At 65.0% G+C, this 20,090-nt stretch carries 18 protein-coding genes; 8 read left to right on the forward strand and 10 right to left on the reverse strand.

Annotated features, from left to right (window positions below):
* The first annotated feature begins 3 nt into the window (after positions 1-3).
* Complete coding sequence (locus tag RX329_RS39875) at positions 4-351, forward strand: MmcQ/YjbR family DNA-binding protein (protein ID WP_085357793.1); 348 nt, start codon at positions 4-6, stop codon at positions 349-351.
* A gap of 8 nt (positions 352-359) precedes the next feature.
* Positions 360-926, forward strand: a complete 567-nt coding sequence (locus tag RX329_RS39880) for a nucleotidyltransferase family protein (RefSeq protein WP_085357791.1) — start codon at positions 360-362, stop codon at positions 924-926.
* Between the two features lie 6 nt (positions 927-932).
* Here RX329_RS39880 and RX329_RS39885 read toward each other — a convergent pair whose 3' ends face one another.
* From RX329_RS39885 to RX329_RS39895, 3 genes are all read right to left on the reverse strand, one after another.
* Entirely contained in the window at positions 933-1,505 is a 573-nt protein-coding gene (locus tag RX329_RS39885) for a PAN domain-containing protein (protein ID WP_018460013.1), read from the reverse strand.
* Between the two features lie 110 nt (positions 1,506-1,615).
* Entirely contained in the window at positions 1,616-2,986 is a 1,371-nt protein-coding gene (locus RX329_RS39890; protein ID WP_018460014.1) for a glutamate--cysteine ligase, read from the reverse strand.
* A gap of 99 nt (positions 2,987-3,085) precedes the next feature.
* A complete protein-coding gene (locus RX329_RS39895; RefSeq protein WP_007599417.1) occupies positions 3,086-3,580 on the reverse strand; it encodes a MarR family winged helix-turn-helix transcriptional regulator in 495 nt (164 codons plus the stop codon).
* A 126-nt stretch (positions 3,581-3,706) separates the two neighbouring features.
* Between RX329_RS39895 and gstA the strand changes: the two genes are divergently transcribed.
* Positions 3,707-4,321 carry a glutathione transferase GstA gene (gene gstA / locus RX329_RS39900; RefSeq protein WP_085357789.1) on the forward strand — a complete coding sequence of 205 codons (615 nt, stop codon included), beginning with the start codon at positions 3,707-3,709 and terminating at the stop codon, positions 4,319-4,321.
* 71 nt (positions 4,322-4,392) lie between these two features.
* Here gstA and RX329_RS39905 read toward each other — a convergent pair whose 3' ends face one another.
* Genes RX329_RS39905 through RX329_RS39920 form a run of 4 tightly spaced genes read right to left on the reverse strand, consistent with a single transcriptional unit; the run spans position 4,393 to position 10,106 of the window.
* Complete coding sequence (locus RX329_RS39905) at positions 4,393-6,606, reverse strand: FAD-dependent oxidoreductase (RefSeq protein ID WP_317245428.1); 2,214 nt, start codon at positions 6,604-6,606, stop codon at positions 4,393-4,395.
* Between the two features lie 18 nt (positions 6,607-6,624).
* A complete protein-coding gene (locus RX329_RS39910) occupies positions 6,625-7,833 on the reverse strand; it encodes an acetyl-CoA C-acetyltransferase (RefSeq protein ID WP_018460017.1) in 1,209 nt (402 codons plus the stop codon).
* A 57-nt stretch (positions 7,834-7,890) separates the two neighbouring features.
* A complete protein-coding gene (locus RX329_RS39915) occupies positions 7,891-9,681 on the reverse strand; it encodes an acyl-CoA dehydrogenase C-terminal domain-containing protein (protein ID WP_317245429.1) in 1,791 nt (596 codons plus the stop codon).
* A gap of 38 nt (positions 9,682-9,719) precedes the next feature.
* Entirely contained in the window at positions 9,720-10,106 is a 387-nt protein-coding gene (locus tag RX329_RS39920) for a nuclear transport factor 2 family protein (RefSeq protein ID WP_018460019.1), read from the reverse strand.
* A gap of 200 nt (positions 10,107-10,306) precedes the next feature.
* Between RX329_RS39920 and RX329_RS39925 the strand changes: the two genes are divergently transcribed.
* The 4 genes from RX329_RS39925 (at position 10,307) to RX329_RS39940 (ending at position 16,562) form a co-directional block, all read left to right on the forward strand.
* Complete coding sequence (locus RX329_RS39925; protein WP_018460020.1) at positions 10,307-10,897, forward strand: PadR family transcriptional regulator; 591 nt, start codon at positions 10,307-10,309, stop codon at positions 10,895-10,897.
* A gap of 227 nt (positions 10,898-11,124) precedes the next feature.
* On the forward strand, positions 11,125-14,559 hold the full coding sequence (locus tag RX329_RS39930) for a tetratricopeptide repeat protein (protein WP_085357785.1): 3,435 nt from the start codon (positions 11,125-11,127) through the stop codon (positions 14,557-14,559).
* Between the two features lie 318 nt (positions 14,560-14,877).
* Positions 14,878-15,795: a sulfite exporter TauE/SafE family protein gene (locus RX329_RS39935; protein WP_085357781.1), complete on the forward strand. Its 918-nt coding sequence runs from the start codon at positions 14,878-14,880 to the stop codon at positions 15,793-15,795.
* Positions 15,792-16,562 (forward strand): TIGR02186 family protein, encoded by a 771-nt coding sequence (locus RX329_RS39940; RefSeq protein WP_018460023.1) that lies wholly within the window; start codon positions 15,792-15,794, stop codon positions 16,560-16,562. The genes RX329_RS39935 and RX329_RS39940 overlap by 4 nt, the downstream gene beginning before the upstream one ends.
* A gap of 144 nt (positions 16,563-16,706) precedes the next feature.
* Here RX329_RS39940 and RX329_RS39945 read toward each other — a convergent pair whose 3' ends face one another.
* Both RX329_RS39945 and RX329_RS39950 read right to left on the reverse strand, forming a co-directional pair.
* Positions 16,707-17,483: an MBL fold metallo-hydrolase gene (locus RX329_RS39945; protein WP_018460024.1), complete on the reverse strand. Its 777-nt coding sequence runs from the start codon at positions 17,481-17,483 to the stop codon at positions 16,707-16,709.
* A 12-nt stretch (positions 17,484-17,495) separates the two neighbouring features.
* The gene (locus RX329_RS39950) at positions 17,496-18,407 is read right to left on the reverse strand and encodes a DMT family transporter (RefSeq protein ID WP_085357779.1); all 912 of its coding nucleotides are present in this window, start codon (positions 18,405-18,407) and stop codon (positions 17,496-17,498) included.
* 99 nt (positions 18,408-18,506) lie between these two features.
* Here RX329_RS39950 and RX329_RS39955 point away from each other — a divergent pair, with 99 nt between their 5' ends.
* Positions 18,507-19,370, forward strand: a complete 864-nt coding sequence (locus RX329_RS39955) for a LysR family transcriptional regulator (RefSeq protein WP_085384958.1) — start codon at positions 18,507-18,509, stop codon at positions 19,368-19,370.
* Here the strand turns inward: RX329_RS39955 and pdeM are convergent.
* The gene (pdeM, locus tag RX329_RS39960) at positions 19,367-20,038 is read right to left on the reverse strand and encodes a ligase-associated DNA damage response endonuclease PdeM (protein WP_018460027.1); all 672 of its coding nucleotides are present in this window, start codon (positions 20,036-20,038) and stop codon (positions 19,367-19,369) included. The two genes, RX329_RS39955 and pdeM, sit on opposite strands and share 4 nt — an antisense overlap.
* Between the last annotated feature and the right edge of the window lie 52 nt (positions 20,039-20,090).

Below are 20,090 nucleotides of genomic sequence, written 5' to 3' on the forward strand. Positions count from 1 at the left end.
CTCATGACCTTCGACGACGTCAGAAAATTCGCACTGACGTGGCCGGAGGTCGAGGACGGTACCTCCTACGGCACGCCCGCACTAAAGGTGCGCAAGAAGATGCTGGCGCGTCTGAAGGAAGATGGCGACAGCCTGGTGATGCCGGACGTCCCGGTCGACGAGCGCGCGATGCTGGTCGAGAGCCAGCCAAAAATCTTCTACTTCACCGATCACTACGCCGATTATCCGATAGTGCTGATCCGCCTGTCCAAGGCAAAGCGCGCGATCGTGGAGTCGCTGCTGCGGCGGTGTTGGCGCGCGCTGGCTTCGAAGGCGGCGCGAGCGGATTATGATGCACGCGTGAGCGCGTGACGACTGTCATGGATGAGGCCCGCTTCCTCGCGCTGGCGCTAAAGAACCCGATTAACGTCGCGATCCTCGATGAGCTCCACCAGCTCGCGCTGCCCGATGCGTGGCTGGTCTCGGGATGTCTCGTGCAATCGGTTTGGAACGTGCTCACCGGCCGTGCGATCGATCACGGCATTGCCGATTACGACGTCTTCTACTTCGACCCTGACACCTCCTGGGACGCGGAGGACGTCGTGATCCGCAAGCTGCAAGCGCGCCTCGATCATCTCGGCGTCAAGATCGAGACCCGCAACCAGGCACGCGTGCATCTGTGGTACCCGGCCAAGCACGGCCTGCCCTATCCGCCGCTGTCGTGCTCGACTGACGGTATCGACCGTTTCCTCACACAGAACACGCAAGTGGGCGTGCGGCGCTCGGACGACGGTTTCGACGTTTATGCGCCGCACGGCTTCGATGACGTGGCGGGCTTGATTGCACGCCCCAATCCAAGCCCGAATTTCTCCGCAGCGAATTACGCGGTAAAGGCCGCGAGATGGAGGGCGTTGTGGCCCGAGCTTACGGTGATTGCGCCGGAATGATCCGAGCTATCTCACCACGCCCGACGTGAATCCCGCCTTCCGCCGCGGCGGCTTGATCTCCTTTTTCAGGAAACAGCGCGCTTCGCGTCCCGTGTAGCCCGGGCGGGCATAGGTGAAGGCGCGGCATTTGTTGTCGGCGGTGCAGACGGCCTTGCAGGCTTCTTCGCCTTCGCCGTCCTTCATCTCGAAATTGCGCAAATCGCCGCCGGGGCGGTCGATGGAGGTCTCCACGCCTTCGACACGCGGCTCGATCACACCGGCGCCGCGCACGCCGGAGATGCAGCAGCTTCCCGGCACGCGCGCAGGCACCGTGTTCTTCAGCCAGCACACCGCCGAGCCGCCTTCGATGTCAGGATAGTTGAAGCTCCACGAGCGGCAACGGCGGTCGCGCTCGCACAGCAGCGCGCAATCCTCGGGATCGCCCGACGTGACCGGAGAGCTGAAATAATCTCCGCCTGGCCGATCGAACGCCGTCTGGGCGCGCGCAGGCCAGCTCGCAAACACGAGCGAAAGCAACGCGGCGCAGGCTACGACGCCTGCCAGGACGCTTGCCATGACGGCCAGGCGGCCCTTCCCCATCGGAACAGCTTTCGAGTTATTGACGACGCTCGGGTTTTTCAGCTGGCCATTTGATCGCCGCAAACCTGTACGGGCGATGAACGGCCCGAGTCCGATCGTTTGCCTTGGGTCTAGAACGCGTATTCCGCGTAGGCCGGTTCCACCGAGCGGTTCCAGGGACCGTTGAACTTGTCGAGCATCTCCTCAGCCGGCGTGCGGCCGGAATCGATAATGCGATCGAGCGGCTCCAGATGCCTGGTCTCGTCGCGGCCAAGCTGGTCGATCCGGCCGCGCCGGCGCAAGCCGGCATGCGCCAGAACGAGGCACTCCTTGGCGATCTCGAACAGATAGCGGTCCTTGATTCGCGACTTGAACCCGAAGCGTGGCACGTCGTCGCGCAGCGCCTGACGCTCATGCGCGGTCCAGTGCTTCACGAGGTCCCAGGCGGCATCCAGCGACACATCGTCGTAGAGCAACCCGGCCCAGAACGCCGATAGCGCCGGCAGACGGCCCCACGGGCCACCGTCGGAGCCGCGCATCTCGAGATAGCGCTTGAGCCGCACCTCCGGGAAAATCGTCGAAAGATGGTTGGCCCAGTCCGACAGCGTCGGGCGTTCCCCGGGCAAATTGTTGTTGCGGCCATCGAAGAAGGCGCGGAACGAGGAGCCCGAGACGTCGATGTAGTCCTCGTCGCGCTTGACGAAATACATGGGCACGTCGAGCGCGTAGTCGACATAGCGCTCGAAGCCCATGCCGTCCTCGAATGCCCACGGCATCATGCCGGCGCGCGCGTTGTCGGTGTCGCGCCAGATCTCGGACCGGAAGGAGAGAAAGCCGTTTGGCTTGCCCTCGGTAAACGGCGAATTGGCGAACAAGGCGGTTGCGGCCGGCTGGAGCGCAAGCGAGACACGCAGCTTCTTGACCATGTCCGCTTCGGAAGAGAAGTCGAGATTGGTCTGTACCGTGCAGGTCCGGTACATCATGTCGAGGCCGTACTGGCCGACCTTCGGCATGTAATTGGTCATGATCTTGTAGCGGCCCTTGGGCATCACCGGGATGTCGGCGCGCGACCAGGACGGCGTCATGCCGAGGCCGAGGAAGCCGATTCCGAGCGGCGTTGCGATCTCGCGCACCTGCGCCAGATGCGCCATCAGCTCACTCTGGGTCTGGTGCACGTTCTCGACGGGGGCACCCGAGAGTTCGAACTGCCCGCCAGGCTCGAGCGAGATCGCGCCGCCGCCAGTGACGTCGTAGAGGCCGATGATGTTGCCCTTCTCCATGATCGGCTCCCAGCCGAGCAGGAGTTTCATGCCTTCGAGCAGCGCGCCGATACCGCGCGCGCCCTCGTAGGGCACCGGACGGTGGCCTTCGAGCGTGAACGGCGTCTTCTCGTGCTCGGTGCCCATGCGGAATTCGGACGGGTCCTTGCAACCAGCCTCGAACCACGCGACGAGTTCGTCGCGCGATTGCAGCGGCGTCATATCGATCTGGTCTCGCGCCATATCAGACTCTAATCAAAAGCGCTTCGATCGAACGCGCGTGGGTGACAGGGATGGTCCGCGCAGCCACCGGCTGCACGGACGAGCTGGTTTGCCGCGCGATCATCGCAACGGCGTGGTTTCGTTGACGTGGGCAGGCGGCAGTTTCATCTCGCCGCACGAGCAGCCCAGACGGTCGAGCAGACCGCTGAGCTTCACGGCATCCGCATCGGACAGCTTCGAACCGACATATTTCTCGATCGCGGCCGAATAGGCGCCCCACATCCGCTTCTGCAATTCGCGGCCGGCTTCCGTGATCTCCACGAACTGGCCGCGCTTGTCGATCTTGCATTCACGCCGCGAGGCGAGGCCTTCGTCGACCAGGCGGTCGATCAGCCGCGATGTCGAATATTGCGGGATCAGCATCTGCCGTTCGAGTTCGACCGGCCGGAGTTCGCCCGAGGGCGCCCGTGACAGTTCGAGCAGCGCGTCATACCATGCGAGCGGCGGGAAGCCGGCCTTCTTCAGGTCCTGCTCGACGCAATTGAGCACACGGCTCTGCACCCGCATCAAGCGGATCCAGGCGGAAGTCGCCTCGGTCGATGGTTTGCGTTTCATGGTCCCGCTCAAGCTCGTCGCCCGTCTCTTACCCTATTCGATGCACCTGCATCAATCTTGACTATTTCAAGCAGATGCATGTAGTCGTTCTTTCGCCTGAACCAAGCAACAACAGGAGGAAATTCCATGAAATTGTACTATTCGCCCGGTGCGTGCTCGCTGTCCCCCCATATCGCGCTCCTGGAAGCCGGCCTGCCCTATGAACTGGTCAAGGTCGATATTCGGGCCAAGAAGCTCGAAAACGGTGAGGATTATCTGAAGCTGAACCCCAAGGGCCAGGTCCCTGCGCTGGGCCTCGATAGCGGAGAGATCGTGACCGAAGGCCCGGTGATTGTCCAGATGATCGCCGATCAGGCCTCAGCCAAGGCGCTGGCGCCGGCCCACGGCAGCGCCGAGCGCTACAAGCTGCTCGAATGGCTGAACTTCCTCACCTCGGAGGTCCACAAGAGCTTCGGCCCGATGTTCGCGCCGACGCTGAACGACGAGGCCAAGGCCTTCTTCAAGGACCGCGTCATGGGCAAGCTGAAATACGTCGACAGCCAGCTGGCCGGCCGCGACTACCTCATGGGCAAGCAGTTCACGGTGGCCGACGGTTATCTCTTCACGATGCTGACCTGGGGCGACCGGATGAAGTTCGACCTCTCGGCCATGCCGAACCTTGCCGCGTACAAGTCCCGCGTCGCGGCGAGGCCGCAGGTGCAGGAAGCGATGAAGAAGGAAGGGCTGATTCAGGCTGCCTGAGCGCACATGCGAAAGGCCGGATCGAAAATCCGGCCTTTCGTATTTTTTATCCCGGCTACGGGTTCAGAGAATCACGCCGCCGCCTTCTTCGGAGCGAAGCGGCCGTAGAAGGTTTCTCCCTTCGCGGCCATCTCCTCAAGGAGTTTCGGCGGGGTGAAGCGCGAGCCGTATTTCGCTTCCAGCTTGTGGCAAAGCTCGACGAATTTTTTCGGGCCCATGAAGTCGATATAGGACAGCGTGCCACCGGTGAGCGGCGCGAAGCCGAAGCCGAGGATCGAGCCGACATCCGCCTCGCGCGGATCGGTGATGACGTGGTCCTCCACGGTGCGCGCGGCTTCCACCGCCTGTACGACCAGGAAGCGCTGCTTCAACTCCTCGACGTCGAGGGTATCTGGGTCGAGCTGCTTGGGCTGCAGCGCGGACAAGCCGGGCCACAGGCTCTTCTGGCCCTTGCCCTTCTCGGGGTAATCGTAAAAACCCTTGCTGTTCTTGCGGCCCAGACGGCCCTGCTTCTCGACCATCTCCACCATCAGCTTCTTCTGATCGGGATTGATGGCGTTGGGGCCGAGGTCGGCTTCCGTCGCCTTCATGATCTTGAGCCCGAGGTCGAGCGCGACCTCGTCCGACAGCGAGAGCGGGCCGACCGGCATGCCGGCCATCTTGGCACAGTTCTCGATCATCGCCGGCGGCACGCCCTCGAGGAACATCTCGTTGCCCTCGGCGACGTAGCGGCCGACGCAGCGATTGGCGAAGAAGCCTCTGGAGTCGTTGACGACGATCGGCGTCTTGCCGATCTGCCGGACGTAGTCGAGCGCGGTCGCGATCGCGAGATCGCCGGTGTTCTTGCCCTGGATGATCTCGACCAGCATCATCTTCTCGACCGGCGAGAAGAAGTGGATGCCGACGAACCTGCCTTGGTCCTTGAAGGATTCCGCCAGCGAGGTGATCGGAAGCGTCGAGGTGTTGGACGCGAAGATCACGTCCGGCTTCATGTGCTCCTGCGCCTTGGCAAAGGTATCAGCCTTGACCTTGCGGTCCTCGAACACGGCCTCGATGACGAGATCGACGTCCTTGAGCGCGGAATAGTCCGCGGTCGCCGTGATGCGCGCGAGCAGCGCTTCTGCGTCGCCGGGCTTGGCGCGGCCCTTCTTGATCTGCTCCTCGATCACCTTTTGCGCATGCGCCTTGCCCTTGTCGGCGCTCTCCTGGTCGCGATCGATCAGGACGACGTCGAGACCGGCACGGGCTGAGACATAGCCGACGCTCGCGCCCATGAAGCCGGCGCCGATCACGGCAATCTTCTTCACCTTGGTCGGCGGCACATCCTTCGGACGGCGCGCGCCCTTGTTGAGCTCCTGCATCGACAGGAACAGGCTGCGGATCATCGCAGCCGCTTCCTTCGAGCGCAGCACCGAGGTGAAGTAGCGCGACTCGACACGGAGCGCGGCGTCGATCGGCAGCTGCAGGCCCTCGTAGACGCAGCTCATGATCGCGCGTGCGGCCGGATAATTGTCGTAGGTCTCGCGGCGATAGATCGCGTTGCCGGCCGGGAACATCATCATGCCGGCCTTGGAGAACACCGGACCGCCCGGCAGCTTGAAGCCCTTCTCGTCCCAGGGCGCAACAGCCTTGCCGCCGCCCTTGATCCAGTCCTTTGCCGCCTTGACGAGGTCGGCGGCGGGAACGATGGCGTGGATCAGATTCAGCGCCTTGGCTTTCTCGATCGTGACCGGATCGCCCTTGAGCAGGATCGTCATCGCGTCCTGCGGCGGCACCAGGCGCGGCACGCGCTGCGTGCCGCCGGCGCCCGGGAACAGGCCGACCTTGACCTCGGGCAGACCGAGGCGGGTCTTGGGATTCTCCGCCGCCACGCGATAGTGGCAGCACAGCGTAATCTCGAAACCGCCGCCGAGCGCGAGGCCGTTGATCGCCGCCGCCCACGGCTTGCCGGAGGTTTCGATCGAGCGCAGCACCTGCGAGAAGCGCCGGCTCTGCTCGAACAGCATCTGGTTCGCGGCCGTCTCGCCCTGCTCCCCAAACACTTTTGCGTAGGCCTGATTCATGCCCTCGAGCATGGAAAGATCGGCACCCGCGCAGAACGCCTCCTTGGCGGAGGTGATGACGACCCCCTTCACCACGGCGTCGGCCGTGGTCGCCTTGACGATCGCGTCGAGCTCGCTGGTCGATGTCTCGTCGAGCACGTTCATCGAACGGCCCGGGATGTCCCAGGTCACGAGCGCGATGCCGTCGGAATCGGTCTCAACCTTGAAGTTCTTGTAAGCCATGCTGGTTGCTCCCTGCCCTTAGACGCGTTCGATGATGGTCGCGGTGCCCATGCCGCCGCCGATGCACAGCGTCACCAGTGCGGTCGCCTTGTTGGTGCGCTCGAGCTCGTCGAGCACCGTCCCGAGGATCATGGCACCGGTCGCGCCGAGCGGATGGCCGAGCGCGATCGCACCGCCATTGACGTTGATCTTGGCGTTGTCGATGTCGAAGGCCTGGATGTAGCGCAGCACAACCGAGGCGAAGGCCTCGTTGAGCTCGAACAGGTCGATGTCCGACTTCTTCATGCCCGAGCGCGCGAACAGCTTTTCGGTGACATCAACCGGGCCGGTCAGCATCATCGCGGGCTCCGAGCCGATATTGGCGAATGCGCGGATCCTTGCACGCGGCTTCAGTCCGTACTTGCCGCCGGCTTCCTTGCTGCCGAGCAAAACGGCGCCGGCACCATCGACAATGCCCGACGAATTGCCGGCGTGGTGCACGTAATTGACGCGTTCGATTTCCGGATGCGACTGCACGGCGACGCCATCGAAGCCGCCCATCTGCGCCATCATCGTGAACGCCGGCTGCAGCTGCGCCAGCGACTGCATCGTCGTCGAAGGACGCATATGCTCGTCCTTGGCGAGGATGGTGAGGCCGTTGATGTCCTTCACCGGGACGACCGACTTGTCAAAGCGGCCTTCTTCCCAGGACTTCGCCGCACGCTGCTGGCTCTGCACCGCATAGGCGTCGACGTCGTCACGCGAGAAGCCGTATTTGGTCGCGATCAGATCGGCCGAGACACCCTGCGGCATGAAATAGGCCGGCACTGCCATCGACGGGTCCATCGGCCAGGCGCCGCCGGAAGCACCGATGCCGACGCGGCTCATCGATTCGGCGCCGCCGCCGATCACGAGCTCGTGCTGGCCGCTCATCACCTGGGCTGCGGCAAAATTCACGGCATCGAGGCCGGAGGCGCAGAAGCGGCTGATCTGCACGCCCGGCACCGCTTCGCCCAAGCCCGCCTTCAGCGCGGCAAAGCGCGCGATGTCGGAGCCGGCTTCGCCGACCGGATCGACCACGCCGAGAATGACGTCATCGACGGAATCTTCGGGCAGGTTGTTGCGGTCCTTGAGCGCCTTGAGCGGCACGGTCGCGAGCGCGAGCGCGGTGACTTCGTGCAGCGCGCCGTCCGCCTTGCCGCGGCCGCGCGGGGTGCGGACGTGGTCGTAGATGAATGCCTCAGGCATGACGCCCTCCTGATGTGATGATCTTGTGGTCGTGATCCGGTCGCAGCGAAAGCGGCTTCAGAACGCTTCCGCCGGCAGTTCCATGATGGTGGCGCAGCCGGCCTGGATGCGCGCGAGATTGGCGGCGGTCTCCGGCAGCATCCGCTCCATGAAAAAACGGCCGGTGACGAGCTTGGTCGAGAGATAGGGCGTCGTCCCGCTCTCGGCAATCTTGGCTTGCGTCACCTTCGCCATCTTCGCCCACATATAGCCGAGCGCGACGAAGCCGAAGAGATTGAGGTAATCGGTTGCGGCGGCACCGGCATTGTCGGGCTTGGCCATCGCGTTCTGCATCAGCCAGGTGGTGGCCTGCTGGAGATGGCCGAGCGAGGCCGAGAGCGGAGTGATGTAGGGCTTCATCGCCTCGTCGCCGCCGTTCTCCTTGGCGAAGGCCATGACCTCGCCGAAGAACGCCATGATGGCGCGGCCGCCGTCGCGCGGCAGCTTGCGGCCGACGAGGTCGAGCGCCTGGATGCCGTTGGCGCCTTCGTAGATCATGGCGATGCGCGCATCGCGCACGAACTGCTCCATGCCCTGCTCGGCGATGTAGCCGTGGCCGCCATACATCTGCTGCGCCTGCACCGCGTTGGCGAAGCCGTAATCGGTGAGAAAGCCCTTCAGAACCGGGGTCATCAGGCCCATGTGATCGTCGGCGGCCTGGCGGTCCTTGGGATCCTCGGAGCGATGGGCGACGTCGCTCTTCAGCGCGGTCCACATCACGAAGGCGCGCGCGGCCTCGTTGAAGGCGCGGATCGACAGCAGCGTGCGGCGCACGTCGGGATGGACGATGATCGGATCGGCCGGCTTGTCCGGCGCCTTGGCACCGGTGAGCGAACGGCCCTGGATGCGATCCCGCGCATAGGCGACCGCGTTCTGATAGGCCACTTCCGACTGCGCGAGACCCTGCACGGCGACGCCGAGGCGGGCCTCGTTCATCATCACGAACATGCCCTGCATGCCCTTGTTCTCTTCGCCGATCAGCCAGCCGGTGGCGTTGTCGTAGTTCATCACGCAGGTGGAATTGCCGTGAATGCCCATCTTGTGCTCGATCGAGCCGCAGACCACGCCGTTGCGTGCGCCGACCGAACCATCGGCATTGACCAGGAATTTCGGCACCACGAACAGCGACACGCCCTTGATGCCGGCGGGCGCGCCCTCAATGCGGGCAAGCACGAGGTGGATGATGTTGGGCGCGAGGTCATGCTCGCCGGCCGAGATGAAGATCTTGGTGCCCGTGATCTTGAAGCTGCCGTCGGCCTGCCGCACCGCCTTGGTGCGGAGCATGCCGAGATCGGTGCCGCAATGCGGCTCGGTCAGGTTCATGGTGCCGGTCCACTCGCCCGCCACCATCTTCGGCACGTAGGTCTGCTTCTGCTCCGGCGTGCCGTGGACGATCAGCGCCGCGGTCGCGCCCATGGTGAGGCCGCCACACATCGAGAACGCCATGTTGGCGGAGATCTGGAATTCGTTGACCGCCTGGCTCAGCGTCACCGGCAGACCCTGGCCGCCGAACTCGGTTGGTGCCGACAGGCCGAGCCAGCCGCCCTCGGCGACCTGCTTGAACGCCTCCTTGAATCCCGTCGGCGTGGTGACGCTACCGTCATCGGCGCGCTTGCAGCCTTCGAGATCGCCCACGCGATTGAGCGGCTGCAGCACTTCTTCGGCGAGCTTGGCAGCTTCGCCGAGAATGGCTTCGCGCACGTCGCTCGACGCGTCGGAGAAGCCGGCCAGATTGTCGTAGCGGTCGATCTGGAAGACGTCGTTGAGCAGGAAGTTCACGTCTTCGACGGGGGCTTTGTAGATCGGCATGGTGGTCTCCCGGCAGGCCTTGAAGTGACGGTATTGGCTTAGGATTGAGTGGCGGCAAGCTGTTCCGCCATCAGGCGATGCAGCATGTTGATCGCCTTCAGCGGCCGCACCATCACCTTGAAATGCGTGATGCGCCCCTCGCCGTCGAAGCTGATGATGTCGACGCCGTTGATCTCGATGCCGTCGATCATGGTCTTGAATTCGAGCACGGCGCCGCTCTCACTCTTCCATTCGCCGACATAGCTGAAGCCGGGACCGCCAAGCACCTTCTCAGCGCTGGCCAGATATTTGAAGGTGATGTCGCGGCCGCGCTGCGGCGCGTGCACGACAGGGCTTTCGAAGACGGCGTCGGGATGGAGCAGGTCCCAGAGCGCTGCCCGGTCATGCGACTTCATGTAGCCGTACCAGGACTCGAGGCCGGTCATTCAGGTGCCTCCCTAAAGGCTCGGGCAAAAAAACGCGAAAACAACCCCATGCACAGTAGCGCGAAGGTTGATTCCATTGGGGTTTTCGGGGCGGTTTTTGCCCTCGTTATTGGGTCGCCTCATATGCACATTGACGCATATGCGCCGATGCGCATAAAGTCAAGCCAATTGGTTAAGATCGACAACAGGAGGACCGGGTCATGGCTTTGGGCGACGCAATCCTCGCATGCCTGACGGAACGTCCGATGACGGGCTACGAGCTCGCCAAGACATTTGATTCCTCGATCGGCTTCTTCTGGAAGGCCGACCACCAGCAGATCTACCGCGAGCTCTCCAAGCTGCGCGACCGCGGCTACATCCAGGGCCGCGAGGTCGTGCAAACCGGCAAACCCAATAAACTGATCTATACGCTGACTCCGGAGGGTCGAACAGCGCTGCGGCACTGGGCCGCGCGGCCAAGCACGCCCCCTTCCATCAAGGATGACCTCCTGGTGCGGCTGCATGCGCTGGACAGCATCGGCCTCGAGCCCATGCGCACCGACCTGATGGCCCGGCTCGAGCACCACCGCGATCGCCACGAGAACTACGAGCGCATCCTGAAGAAGCGCTTTCCGGAAGGGGCGGCGTCCGGCGTGCTCGACCTCGGTAATCTCCTCCTGCTTCAGCTCGGCGCCCGGCACGAGCAGATGGTGGCCGATTTCTGCGAAGAAGCGCTCGAGGCCCTGTCGGCGATGAGCGCAAGCGGCACCGTTGTGCCGCTGGAGGATGGCAAGCGCGAGGGCAAGGGCTGAGGTGTCTCTGCTTCGTCATGGCCGCGCTTGTGTGCAAGCCACCCGCACCCCGCCGCCCAACTTTAAGACACCGTCAACGGGTTCCTTAACCCGTTATTTACCGTAACAGACAAAAGTCGATTTTCGAGGCAGACGACCCGCGCCAAATCCGATTGTCTTTGCAACCGGCACGCGAGGGAAGACTGGAGGCGCCGGGTGGGGCGCCGGAGTCGGAACCGGACAGAGTCATGAATTCGCGCGTATCGTGGAGTGTTGACGGCATCGATCCATCCGTCCGGGAGCGGGCCGAAGCTGCTGCGCATCGCGCCGGCATGTCACTCAACGATTGGCTGAACTCCACGCTCGGCGAGACCGCTCCGCCGAATTTTCGCGGACTTTACGACCAGCGCCCGCAGGCCCAGCAGGTTCCGAGTCACGTGCCGAGCCAGGAAAGCCGCGAAGTCGCCGACATCCACCAGCGGCTCGACGCCATCACCCAGCAGATCGAACGGATTTCGAAGCCGGCGCCGCGGCAAGATTCTTCGCGCCAAGATCCTTCGCGGCAAGACACTTCGCGGCCAGACGTCTCGCGCGAGCAGGGCGTTGCGCGCCAGCTCAACGACGCGATCTCGCGGCTCGATGCAAGGCTGTCGCAAATCTCAAAGCCGCAGCAGGCTCCGGCACAGCGACAGGCCCCCGTTGAAATGCGCCAGCGCCAGGCCGATTCGGTCGAGCGCGCGGCAGCACAGGTCTATCGCAACTCACCGCCCCTGAGCCCCGCTTCGTTCGACGTCGCGGTGGCCGAGATCACGGCACGGCAGAGCGAGCTCGACGGCTTTACGCCCAGGCAGATGCCGCCGCGCGCCGCGCCGCCGATCGCGCCCGCGGCAGCTCCTTACGCGCCCCCGATGGCGCCGCCCGCGCCTGCCTATGCTCCGCCGCCACCCCAGCCGGGGCCGGATTTCTCTGCGCTTGAGCGCCATCTGCTCAAGATCACGAGCCAGATCGAATCGCTGCAGCGCCCTGACAATACCGAGCAGGCGATCAACACGTTCCGCAGCGAGCTTGCGGAGATCCGCAACGCCATCACCGAGGCGATGCCGCGCCGCGCGATCGAATCGATCGAGAACGAGATCCGCTCGCTGCATCGGCGCATCGACGAGACCCGCTCCAACGGCACCGACGGTCAGGTCCTGTCCGGCATCGAGCACGCGCTGTCCGAGATCAAGCAGGTGCTCCGCACGCTGACGCCGGCCGAGCAGCTCACCGGCTATGACGAGGCGATCCGCAATCTCGGCGCCAAGCTCGATCTGATCCTGCGCGCCAATGACGATCCTTCCACGGTCCGCCAGCTCGAAGGCGCGATCTCGGCGCTGCGTGGCATCGTCTCCAACGTTGCCTCCAACGAAGCGCTGGCACGGCTCTCGGACGACGTGCAGCTGCTGTCGTCCAAGGTCGACCAGGTCACCCGTGCGTCCGGCCAAGGCGACAGTTTTGCGGTGCTGGAACAGCGCATCGCGGCGCTCACCGCCGCTCTGGAAACGCGCGAGCGCCCACAGCCATCCGAGAGCAGCGAGCAACTCGAAAGCGCGATCCGCGCCCTGTCCGACCGTTTCGATCGCATGCAGGTCGGCAACGACTCGGCTTCGACCTTCGCTCATCTTGAACAGCGGGTCTCGTATCTGCTGGAGCGGCTCGAGGCCGCCTCCGATCCGCGCAACGGCAATTTCAGCCGCGTCGAGGATGGGTTGCACGACATCCTGCGCCACCTGGAGCGGCAGCAGGCGACCTATTCCGCGCTGGCGGAGAGCCGCAACTCCGCGCCGCCCGCCGATTCCGGCATGGTCGATCTCGTCAAGCGCGAGCTCTCCGACATCCGCTTCAGCCAAGCCGAGACCAACCGGACCACCCAGGATTCGCTGGAGGCCGTCCACAACGCCCTTGGCCACGTCGTCGATCGTCTCTCGATGATCGAGGGCGATCTTCGCAATGTGCGCACCGCGCCGCCCGCCCCTGCGGCGCAGCCGATGCCGAAGCCGATGGCCGCTCCCATGGCGCCCGCGCCGATGGCGCACGAGCCGCGGCCGCAGCAACAGCACCCGAAATACGATCCGAAGCCCGAGCTGCCCAATCCAGCCGCCGCGCAGGCGGCGCACGCCGCCTTCGCCGCCGCGCCGCGCGAATTCCAAGCCGCCGCGCCGGCGGCGCCGCCGATGCCGATGGCACCGCCGGTTCCGCCACGCGCGATCAGTGAAATCCTGGAGCCGCATACCGCGCCCACGCGCGCCGCGCTTGCGCCCGAACTGCCGCCGGATCATCCGCTCGAGCCGGGCACAAGGCCGGGTGCACGCATCGCCACGCCGTCCGAGCGCATCGCTGCGTCCGAAAGCGCAATCAGCGAAATCCCGGCCGCGCCCAAGGAGCCGGTGTCGTCGTCGAGCTTCATCGCTGCCGCGCGCCGCGCAGCGCAAGCCGCCGCCGCGCAGCCACCCGAGAAAACCGGCCGGGCCGCCAAGGCGTCTGCCGGCCGCGCCAAGGACAAGGGCCAGGAAGGCGGGTCGACCATCACCTCGAAGATCCGCTCGCTGCTGGTCGGCGCGAGCGTGGTCGTGATCGTGCTCGGCACCTTCAAGATGGCGATGAACCTGCTCGATGGCAGCAGCTCGTCGCCAGCGCCGCAGGCGATGGAGAATACGTCGAGCGAGCCCGCGCCGCGAGCCCTGCCGTCCATTGAGAACAAGCCCGCCGCGCCAGAGCAGGTCACGCCCTCGATGACCTCGCCGACGCCAATCGGAAAGCAGTCGCAGAACAATGCCGCGCCGGGGTCCGTGACGAGCCCGAGCGGCACCGCTTCGGTCGAAATCCCGCAAACCGCGGCGCCAACCCCGCCTGCGGCGTCGAGCGACGTCACCGGCGCGCTGTCCGGCACGAGCCGCGCGAAACTCGCGATGATCCAGGTGCCGCCGACCGAGAAGCTGCCTGACGGCATCGGTGGCCCCGGCTTGCGCACCGCCGCGATGAAGGGCGATGCGACCGCGGCCTACGAGATCGGCGTGCGCTTTGCCGAGGGCAAGGGCGTGGCCGCGAATTACGACGAAGCCGCCAAATGGTACGACCGTGCGGCGCAGGCCGGCGTCGTGCCCGCAACCTTCCGCCTCGGGACACTCTACGAAAAGGGTCTTGGCGTGAAGAAGGACGCCGACATCGCCCGCCGCTACTACACGCAGGCGGCCGAGCGCGGCAACGCCAAGGCGATGCACAATCTCGCGGTGCTCGACGCCGATGGCGGCGGACGCGGAGCCAATTACAAGAGCGCGGCACTGTGGTTCCGGAAGGCCGCCGACCGCGGCGTCGCCGACAGCCAGTTCAACCTCGGCATCCTCTATGCCCGCGGCATCGGGGTCGAGCAGAACCTCGCCGAGTCCTATAAATGGTTCACGCTCGCCGCCGCCCAGGGCGATGCGGACGCGGCCGGCAAGCGCGACGACGTCGCCAAGCGGCTCGACCCGCAATCGCTCGCCGCCGCCAAGCTCGCGATCCAGACCTTCAGCGCCGAACCGCAGCCCGACGACGCCGTCAATGTTGCGGCCCCGAACGGCGGCTGGGACAGCGCCCCGCAGGCCAACGCGAAGCCTGCGCCGAAGCCGGTTGCCGCCAAGCGCGCGGCCTCGGCTGTGCATTAATCGGTTTAGTACGCTTTCTCCTCTTGTCGTCGCCCGGCTTGACCGGGCGACCCAGTATTCCAGAGGCGTCGGTTGGATACGGAGAAGCTGCGGCGTAGTGGATGCCCCGGTCAAGCCGGGGCATGACGGCGGAGAAGGTGGCGGAATGCTCGGTTCGCTGCGAGCCGTGATCTGATCTCTCTAAGCCCAATTCACCACGCCCGAAATTCCTGGTCCCGCCGGCCACCGAATTCCGCTATTGAAGGGCGCGGCAATCGTTCTGCCCTCCTGCGAGCATTCCGCGCAATCGATCCGTCTCGCGGGAAGCGTGGTCTCTCGATGCAGCTCTATCTCCCGATCGCCGATCTTCCGGTCAATGTCTTCCTCGTGCTAGCGATGGGCGCGGCGGTCGGCTTCGTCTCCGGCATGTTCGGGATCGGCGGCGGCTTCCTGATGACGCCGCTTTTGATCTTCATCGGCATCACGCCGGCGGTCGCGGTCGCCTCCGTCGCGAGCCACATCGCCGCCTCGTCCTTTTCCGGCGCGCTCGCCTATTGGCGGCGACGCGCGATCGACCCGGCGCTGGCAAGCGTGCTGTTATGCGGCGGCGTGACCGGGACGGCGCTGGGCGTGTGGACCTTCACGCAGCTGCGTGCGCTCGGCCAGCTCGATCTGATGATCGCACTGTCCTACGTCGTGCTGCTCACCACCGTCGGCAGCCTGATGTTCTCCGAAGGCCTGCGCGCCCTAATGCGGACCCGGCGCGGCGCGGTGCCGCCACGACGCACCCACAACTGGATCCATGGCCTGCCGCTGAAGATGCGGTTCAAGCGTTCCAAGATATACCTCTCGGTCATTCCGGTCGTGATCATCGGCGTCCTGATCGGCTTCATCGGCGCCATCATGGGCATCGGCGGCGGCTTCATCCTGGTGCCGATCATGATCTATCTGCTGCGGGTGCCGACCTCGACGGTGATCGGCACCTCGATGGTCCTAACGCTGGTCACGATGCTGTTTGCGACCCTGCTGCATGCGGTGACCAATCACCTCGTCGACGCGGTGCTGGCGCTGATCCTGATGGTCGGCGGTGTCACCGGCGCGCAGTTCGGCGCACGCGCCGGTCAGAAGATCCGCGGCGAGCAGCTGCGGCTGCTGCTCGGCCTCTTGATCCTCTCGGTCGGCGTTCGCTTCGCCATCGAGCTGGTGATCCGGCCCGAAGACCTCTTCACCATCCGCGAGATGGGGGTGAACGGATGATGCGCACAGCTCTCGCGGTCCTGCTCGTTCTGCTGCTCGGCTCCGTCGCACGCGCCGAGCGGCTGATCGTGTCGGTCTCCAACCATCGCGTCACGGTGACGCCGAATTATTCCGGCGAGGAGCTGGTGCTGTTCGGCTCGGTCGAGAAGGACGCCTCCACGCCCGCCGATCGCAAGAGCTACGATCTCGTCGTCACCGTGATGGGCCCGCGCGCCGAGATGGTGACGCGGCGCAAGGAGCGCACCTTCGGGATCTGGATCAACACCGACTACCGCCAGTTCCTGGAGGTGCCGAGCTATCTCGCGCTATTTGCCAACCGCTCCTTCGATGTCATCACCTCGCCCGAGATCGCGCGGCGCCAGCAGATCGGGCTTAACAACGTGCTGCTGACCCAGCGTGTCAGCGGCGACTATGCCGATGTGGTGCCGAACGACGTGTTCCGCTCCGCCTTCATCCGCCTGCGCACCCAGCGCGGTCTCTACCGCGAGGATCCGAGCGCGGTGACGTTCCTGACACCGACCCTGTTCCGCACCGGCATTCCACTGCCGGCGGAGGTGCCGATCGGCACCTATGAGGTGGAGATCAAGCTGTTTGCCGACGGCGCGTTCATCGGCAAGACCGAGACCGCGTTCGAGATCGTCAAGGTCGGCTTCGAGCAGTTCGTCGCGACCACGGCGCGGCAGAACGGCCTGATCTACGGGCTGGTTACGGCGGCGATGGCGCTGATGACGGGATGGATGGCCTCGATCGTGTTTCGGAAGGATTGAGGAGACTACGCTCTCTCCTCTCGTCGTCGCCCGGCTCGACCGGGCGACCCAGTATTCCAGAGGCCTGCGTTAGGCGACTCGCTCTCACAATTACGGCCGCGGCGTACTGGATGCCCCGGTCAAGCCGGGGCATGACAGTCGGGGCTACGGCGCCTGCACCACCGTCGGCACGCCGGGCTCGAGCAATCGCAGCCGCGTCCCGAAGCCGAGCACGTCGAAGGTCTTGCGTAGATCCTCGCTGTTCTGGCGGAAATGCGCCCAACCCTCCGTATGAACCGGCACGATCATCGCATCGGGGAAGGCGCGCGCGGTCTCGATGGTGTCGTTGGTGTCCATGGTCAGATGGAACGGCCCGCGCGTTTGCGCGGCGCCGGCGAAAGGCATCACCACGCCGCATTTGAAACGGCGCGCGACCTCGGCGACGCCGTCGAACCAGGTGGTGTCGCCGCTGATGTAGACCGATGTGGTGTCGGTCCGGCTCGACGACACCACGAAGCCGATGACGTCGCCTGACAGCGGCTCGATGCCGGCCGGCCCGTGACGCGCCGGGGTCGCAGTAATCGTCAGCGAGTTGCCGTCACGATCTTTCAGATGCGCCGTGCCCCACGGCGCCAAACCTTCGACATGCCCGCCGAGGCGCTGCGCGCCGGCCTCGGTGGTCAGCACGCGCTTCACATGTTTGAGAAAGTCGCGGCCGGAATTGTCGAGATTGTCCGAATGCTGGTCGTGGCTGAGCAGCACGGCATCGATCGGGCCGATCGCATCGGCCTTGAGCGCAGGGCCGATCGTCTTCTCCAGCTTCACATGCGGCAGCTGATAGGCGGTGTGCGCGTCATCGAAGGTCGGATCGGTGAGCAAACGGAAGCCATCGATCTCGATCAGCGCAGTGGGACCGCCGATCAGGGTGATGGAAATGGGCATGATGGACTCCTCTTACGAGACGGATTTGGCGGGCCGCGTCACCAGATAGATGCCGAGTGCGACCGGGATGATTCCGAGCAGATCGCGCGCCTCGACATGTTCGCCGAGCACGAGATACGCAAACAGCATGCCGAGCGGCGGCATCAGGAAATGATAGGCACTGGCAGCCGTCGCGCCACACACTTTCAAGAAATGAAACCAGAGCCAGTACGCCAGGATCGAGCCGCCGAGCACGAGGAAGGCGAAGGCGCCGATCAGGCCCGGCGTGAAATCGATGGGATGAACATCGGCGAAGGTGAGCGCCACCGGCGTCAGCACGATGCCGGCGGCGAGATTCTGCACGCCATTGCCGATCCACAGCGAGCCCTTCGGCGCGAGCAGCTTGAACAAAATGGTGCCGGCGACGAGGGAGGCGAGCGAGGCCAGCGTGAACACGATGCCGTGCAGCGAGTCGGTGCCGACCGACAGGCGGTGCCAGACGATCAAGGTCACGCCGGTGATGCCGAGCAGGAGGCCGCTCGCCTTGCGCCAGGTCATGCCTTCGCCGAGCAGCAGCGCGGCGAGGCCCGCCGTGAACACCGGATTGGCCGACACGATCAGGCCGCCGAGGCCGGCGGAGACCGATTGCAGCCCGGTGTAGCCGAGGCCGAGATAGAGCGCGTTGTTGGCGACGCCGAGCACGGCAAAGATCGCGGCATCGCGCCAGGACAGCGACCAGTCGTCGCCGCGGACCAGCGTGGCACCGATGATCAAGATGCCGGCGAGCGAGAAGCGCGCGGCGAGCAGGATCAGCGGCGGGCAATGGGTCACGCCGATCTTGCCGGCGACGAAGGCGTAGCTCCAGAGCAGGCAGAACAGGCCGATCGCAAGCGGAAGCGTGTTGAAGCGGCTGCGGGGAACGGCAAGCGAGGGGGCGAGCGACATGAGGGACATTCTCCTGAGCCCTCGATCTAGGGGGCCGACTTGCCATTTGGAAATTAAATGATTAACTTACTGCCAGTGGATTTTCGAATGGAGGCGCCCATGCTCGATCTGGAGCTCCTGCGCAGCTTCGTCTCGGTGGTCGATGCCGGCGGCTTCACCCGCGCCGGCGAGCGCGTCCATCGGACGCAATCGACCGTCAGCCAGCAGATCAAGCGGCTGGAGGAGGATGTCGGCCAGGTTCTGCTGCATCGTGACGGGAAGGACGTGCGTCCAACCGAAGCCGGCGAACGATTGCTGTCCTATGCGCGGCGGTTGTTGTCGCTTGCGGAAGAGGCGCGCGACGTGCTGCGCCAGCCCGACGGCGAAGGCGCAATCCGGCTCGGCATCCCCGAGGACTTTGCGGCGTATCGGCTGGCGAAACTGCTCGGCGCGTTCTCGCGCTCGCATCCGGGCCTGCGGCTCGATGTGCGCGCCGACCAGAGCAAGAATCTCGCCCGCGACCTCGATCGCGGCGAGCTCGATCTCGCGCTGTTCAAGCGCGCGGCCGGTGAGAAAGGCGCGATTGCGGTGTGGCCGGAGCAGGTGCATTGGGTGACCAGCAAGAGCCATCCGATCCACGCCGATGTGGCCTCCGTGCCGTTGATCGGCTTTCCGCTCGGTTGCCTCTACCGCGCCGGCGCCATCCACGCGCTGGAAAGCGCGGGCCGCATTTGGCACATGTCCTATACGTCATCGAGCCTGGCCGGCATCCAGGCCGCCGTTGCGGCCGGCATGGGCTTGAGCATCCTGTCGGAGATGGCGATCCAGTCCGACCACCGCGTGCTGACCGCGAAGGACGGCTTTGCGCCGATCAACCGGACCGAAGTGGCGCTGATGGCCGCGCCGGGCGCAAGTCCCGCGACGTTGCGGCTGGCAGATCGGCTGGCGGAGTTCTGCGACGACGTGCAGGCGAAAGCGGCTTAGCTGCACCGTGACGCGGCGATCGCGTGGACGCGGCGGTCGCCGAGCAGGTGCGCGACAAAACCGTTCATTGGAAAGATCTTTGCAAACGCCACATCGCGGATGCTGAGGCCGCCGGCATAGGCGCCGAAGGCGGGCATCACGGCACGCTCGCCGTCACAGGCGAAACAGCGGCGCTCCATCGAGCGGCCGCGCGCGGAGACACGCGCCTTGGGATGCAGATGGCCGGCGATCTCGCCGCTCGCGCCCGTCGGCTCGTGGCGGAAGGTGATCGGACCGATCGCAACTTCGTCGGCGACGGTGCCGCCGAGATCACGCGGCAGCGCCGGATCGTGATTGCCTGAGATCCAGATCCAGTCGCGGCCAGCCTGCAAGGCGGCGACCGCGTCGCGATCCTCCGCCGACAGCCGTCCATGCGCCGTGCGATCGTGAAAACTGTCGCCGAGCGCGATGACGATTCGGGGATCATGGCGGGAGATGACAGCAGCGAGACGACTGAGCGTCGCGATGGTGTCGTAAGGCGGCAGCAGCACGCCGCGCATGGCGAAGCTGGAACCTTTTTCCAGATGCAGGTCGGAGACGACGAGCAGGCGCTGCTCTTCCCAGAATAGCGCGCCGGAGAGATCGGCCGCGAAGGTCACGCTGCTGATGCTGACATTCGAAACGCGCATGTCCTCGATATCCCCTGAAACCAGCGCGCCTGCCCCCACGTCAAAACCTGCT

Origin of the sequence: Bradyrhizobium sp. BWC-3-1, assembly GCF_032917965.1 — a bacterium.
In the GTDB taxonomy this organism is placed as follows: Bacteria; Pseudomonadota; Alphaproteobacteria; order Rhizobiales; family Xanthobacteraceae; genus Bradyrhizobium; species Bradyrhizobium canariense_D.

Bases quoted from the DNA above. Each gene is read 5' to 3' on its own strand.
- RX329_RS39935 (WP_085357781.1), top strand. From the start codon at position 14,878: ATGCAGCTCTATCTCCCGATCGCCGATCTTCCGGTCAATGTCTTCCTC.
- RX329_RS39940 (WP_018460023.1), top strand. From the start codon at position 15,792: ATGATGCGCACAGCTCTCGCGGTCCTGCTCGTTCTGCTGCTCGGCTCC.
- RX329_RS39885 (WP_018460013.1), bottom strand. From the start codon at position 1,505: ATGGGGAAGGGCCGCCTGGCCGTCATGGCAAGCGTCCTGGCAGGCGTC.
- RX329_RS39955 (WP_085384958.1), top strand. From the start codon at position 18,507: ATGCTCGATCTGGAGCTCCTGCGCAGCTTCGTCTCGGTGGTCGATGCC.
- RX329_RS39945 (WP_018460024.1), bottom strand. From the start codon at position 17,483: ATGCCCATTTCCATCACCCTGATCGGCGGTCCCACTGCGCTGATCGAG.
- RX329_RS39950 (WP_085357779.1), bottom strand. From the start codon at position 18,407: ATGTCGCTCGCCCCCTCGCTTGCCGTTCCCCGCAGCCGCTTCAACACG.
- RX329_RS39930 (WP_085357785.1), top strand. From the start codon at position 11,125: ATGAATTCGCGCGTATCGTGGAGTGTTGACGGCATCGATCCATCCGTC.
- pdeM (WP_018460027.1), bottom strand. From the start codon at position 20,038: ATGCGCGTTTCGAATGTCAGCATCAGCAGCGTGACCTTCGCGGCCGAT.
- RX329_RS39880 (WP_085357791.1), top strand. From the start codon at position 360: ATGGATGAGGCCCGCTTCCTCGCGCTGGCGCTAAAGAACCCGATTAAC.
- RX329_RS39890 (WP_018460014.1), bottom strand. From the start codon at position 2,986: ATGGCGCGAGACCAGATCGATATGACGCCGCTGCAATCGCGCGACGAA.
- RX329_RS39915 (WP_317245429.1), bottom strand. From the start codon at position 9,681: ATGCCGATCTACAAAGCCCCCGTCGAAGACGTGAACTTCCTGCTCAAC.
- RX329_RS39905 (WP_317245428.1), bottom strand. From the start codon at position 6,606: ATGGCTTACAAGAACTTCAAGGTTGAGACCGATTCCGACGGCATCGCG.
- RX329_RS39920 (WP_018460019.1), bottom strand. From the start codon at position 10,106: ATGACCGGCCTCGAGTCCTGGTACGGCTACATGAAGTCGCATGACCGG.
- gstA (WP_085357789.1), top strand. From the start codon at position 3,707: ATGAAATTGTACTATTCGCCCGGTGCGTGCTCGCTGTCCCCCCATATC.
- RX329_RS39875 (WP_085357793.1), top strand. From the start codon at position 4: ATGACCTTCGACGACGTCAGAAAATTCGCACTGACGTGGCCGGAGGTC.
- RX329_RS39910 (WP_018460017.1), bottom strand. From the start codon at position 7,833: ATGCCTGAGGCATTCATCTACGACCACGTCCGCACCCCGCGCGGCCGC.
- RX329_RS39895 (WP_007599417.1), bottom strand. From the start codon at position 3,580: ATGAAACGCAAACCATCGACCGAGGCGACTTCCGCCTGGATCCGCTTG.
- RX329_RS39925 (WP_018460020.1), top strand. From the start codon at position 10,307: ATGGCTTTGGGCGACGCAATCCTCGCATGCCTGACGGAACGTCCGATG.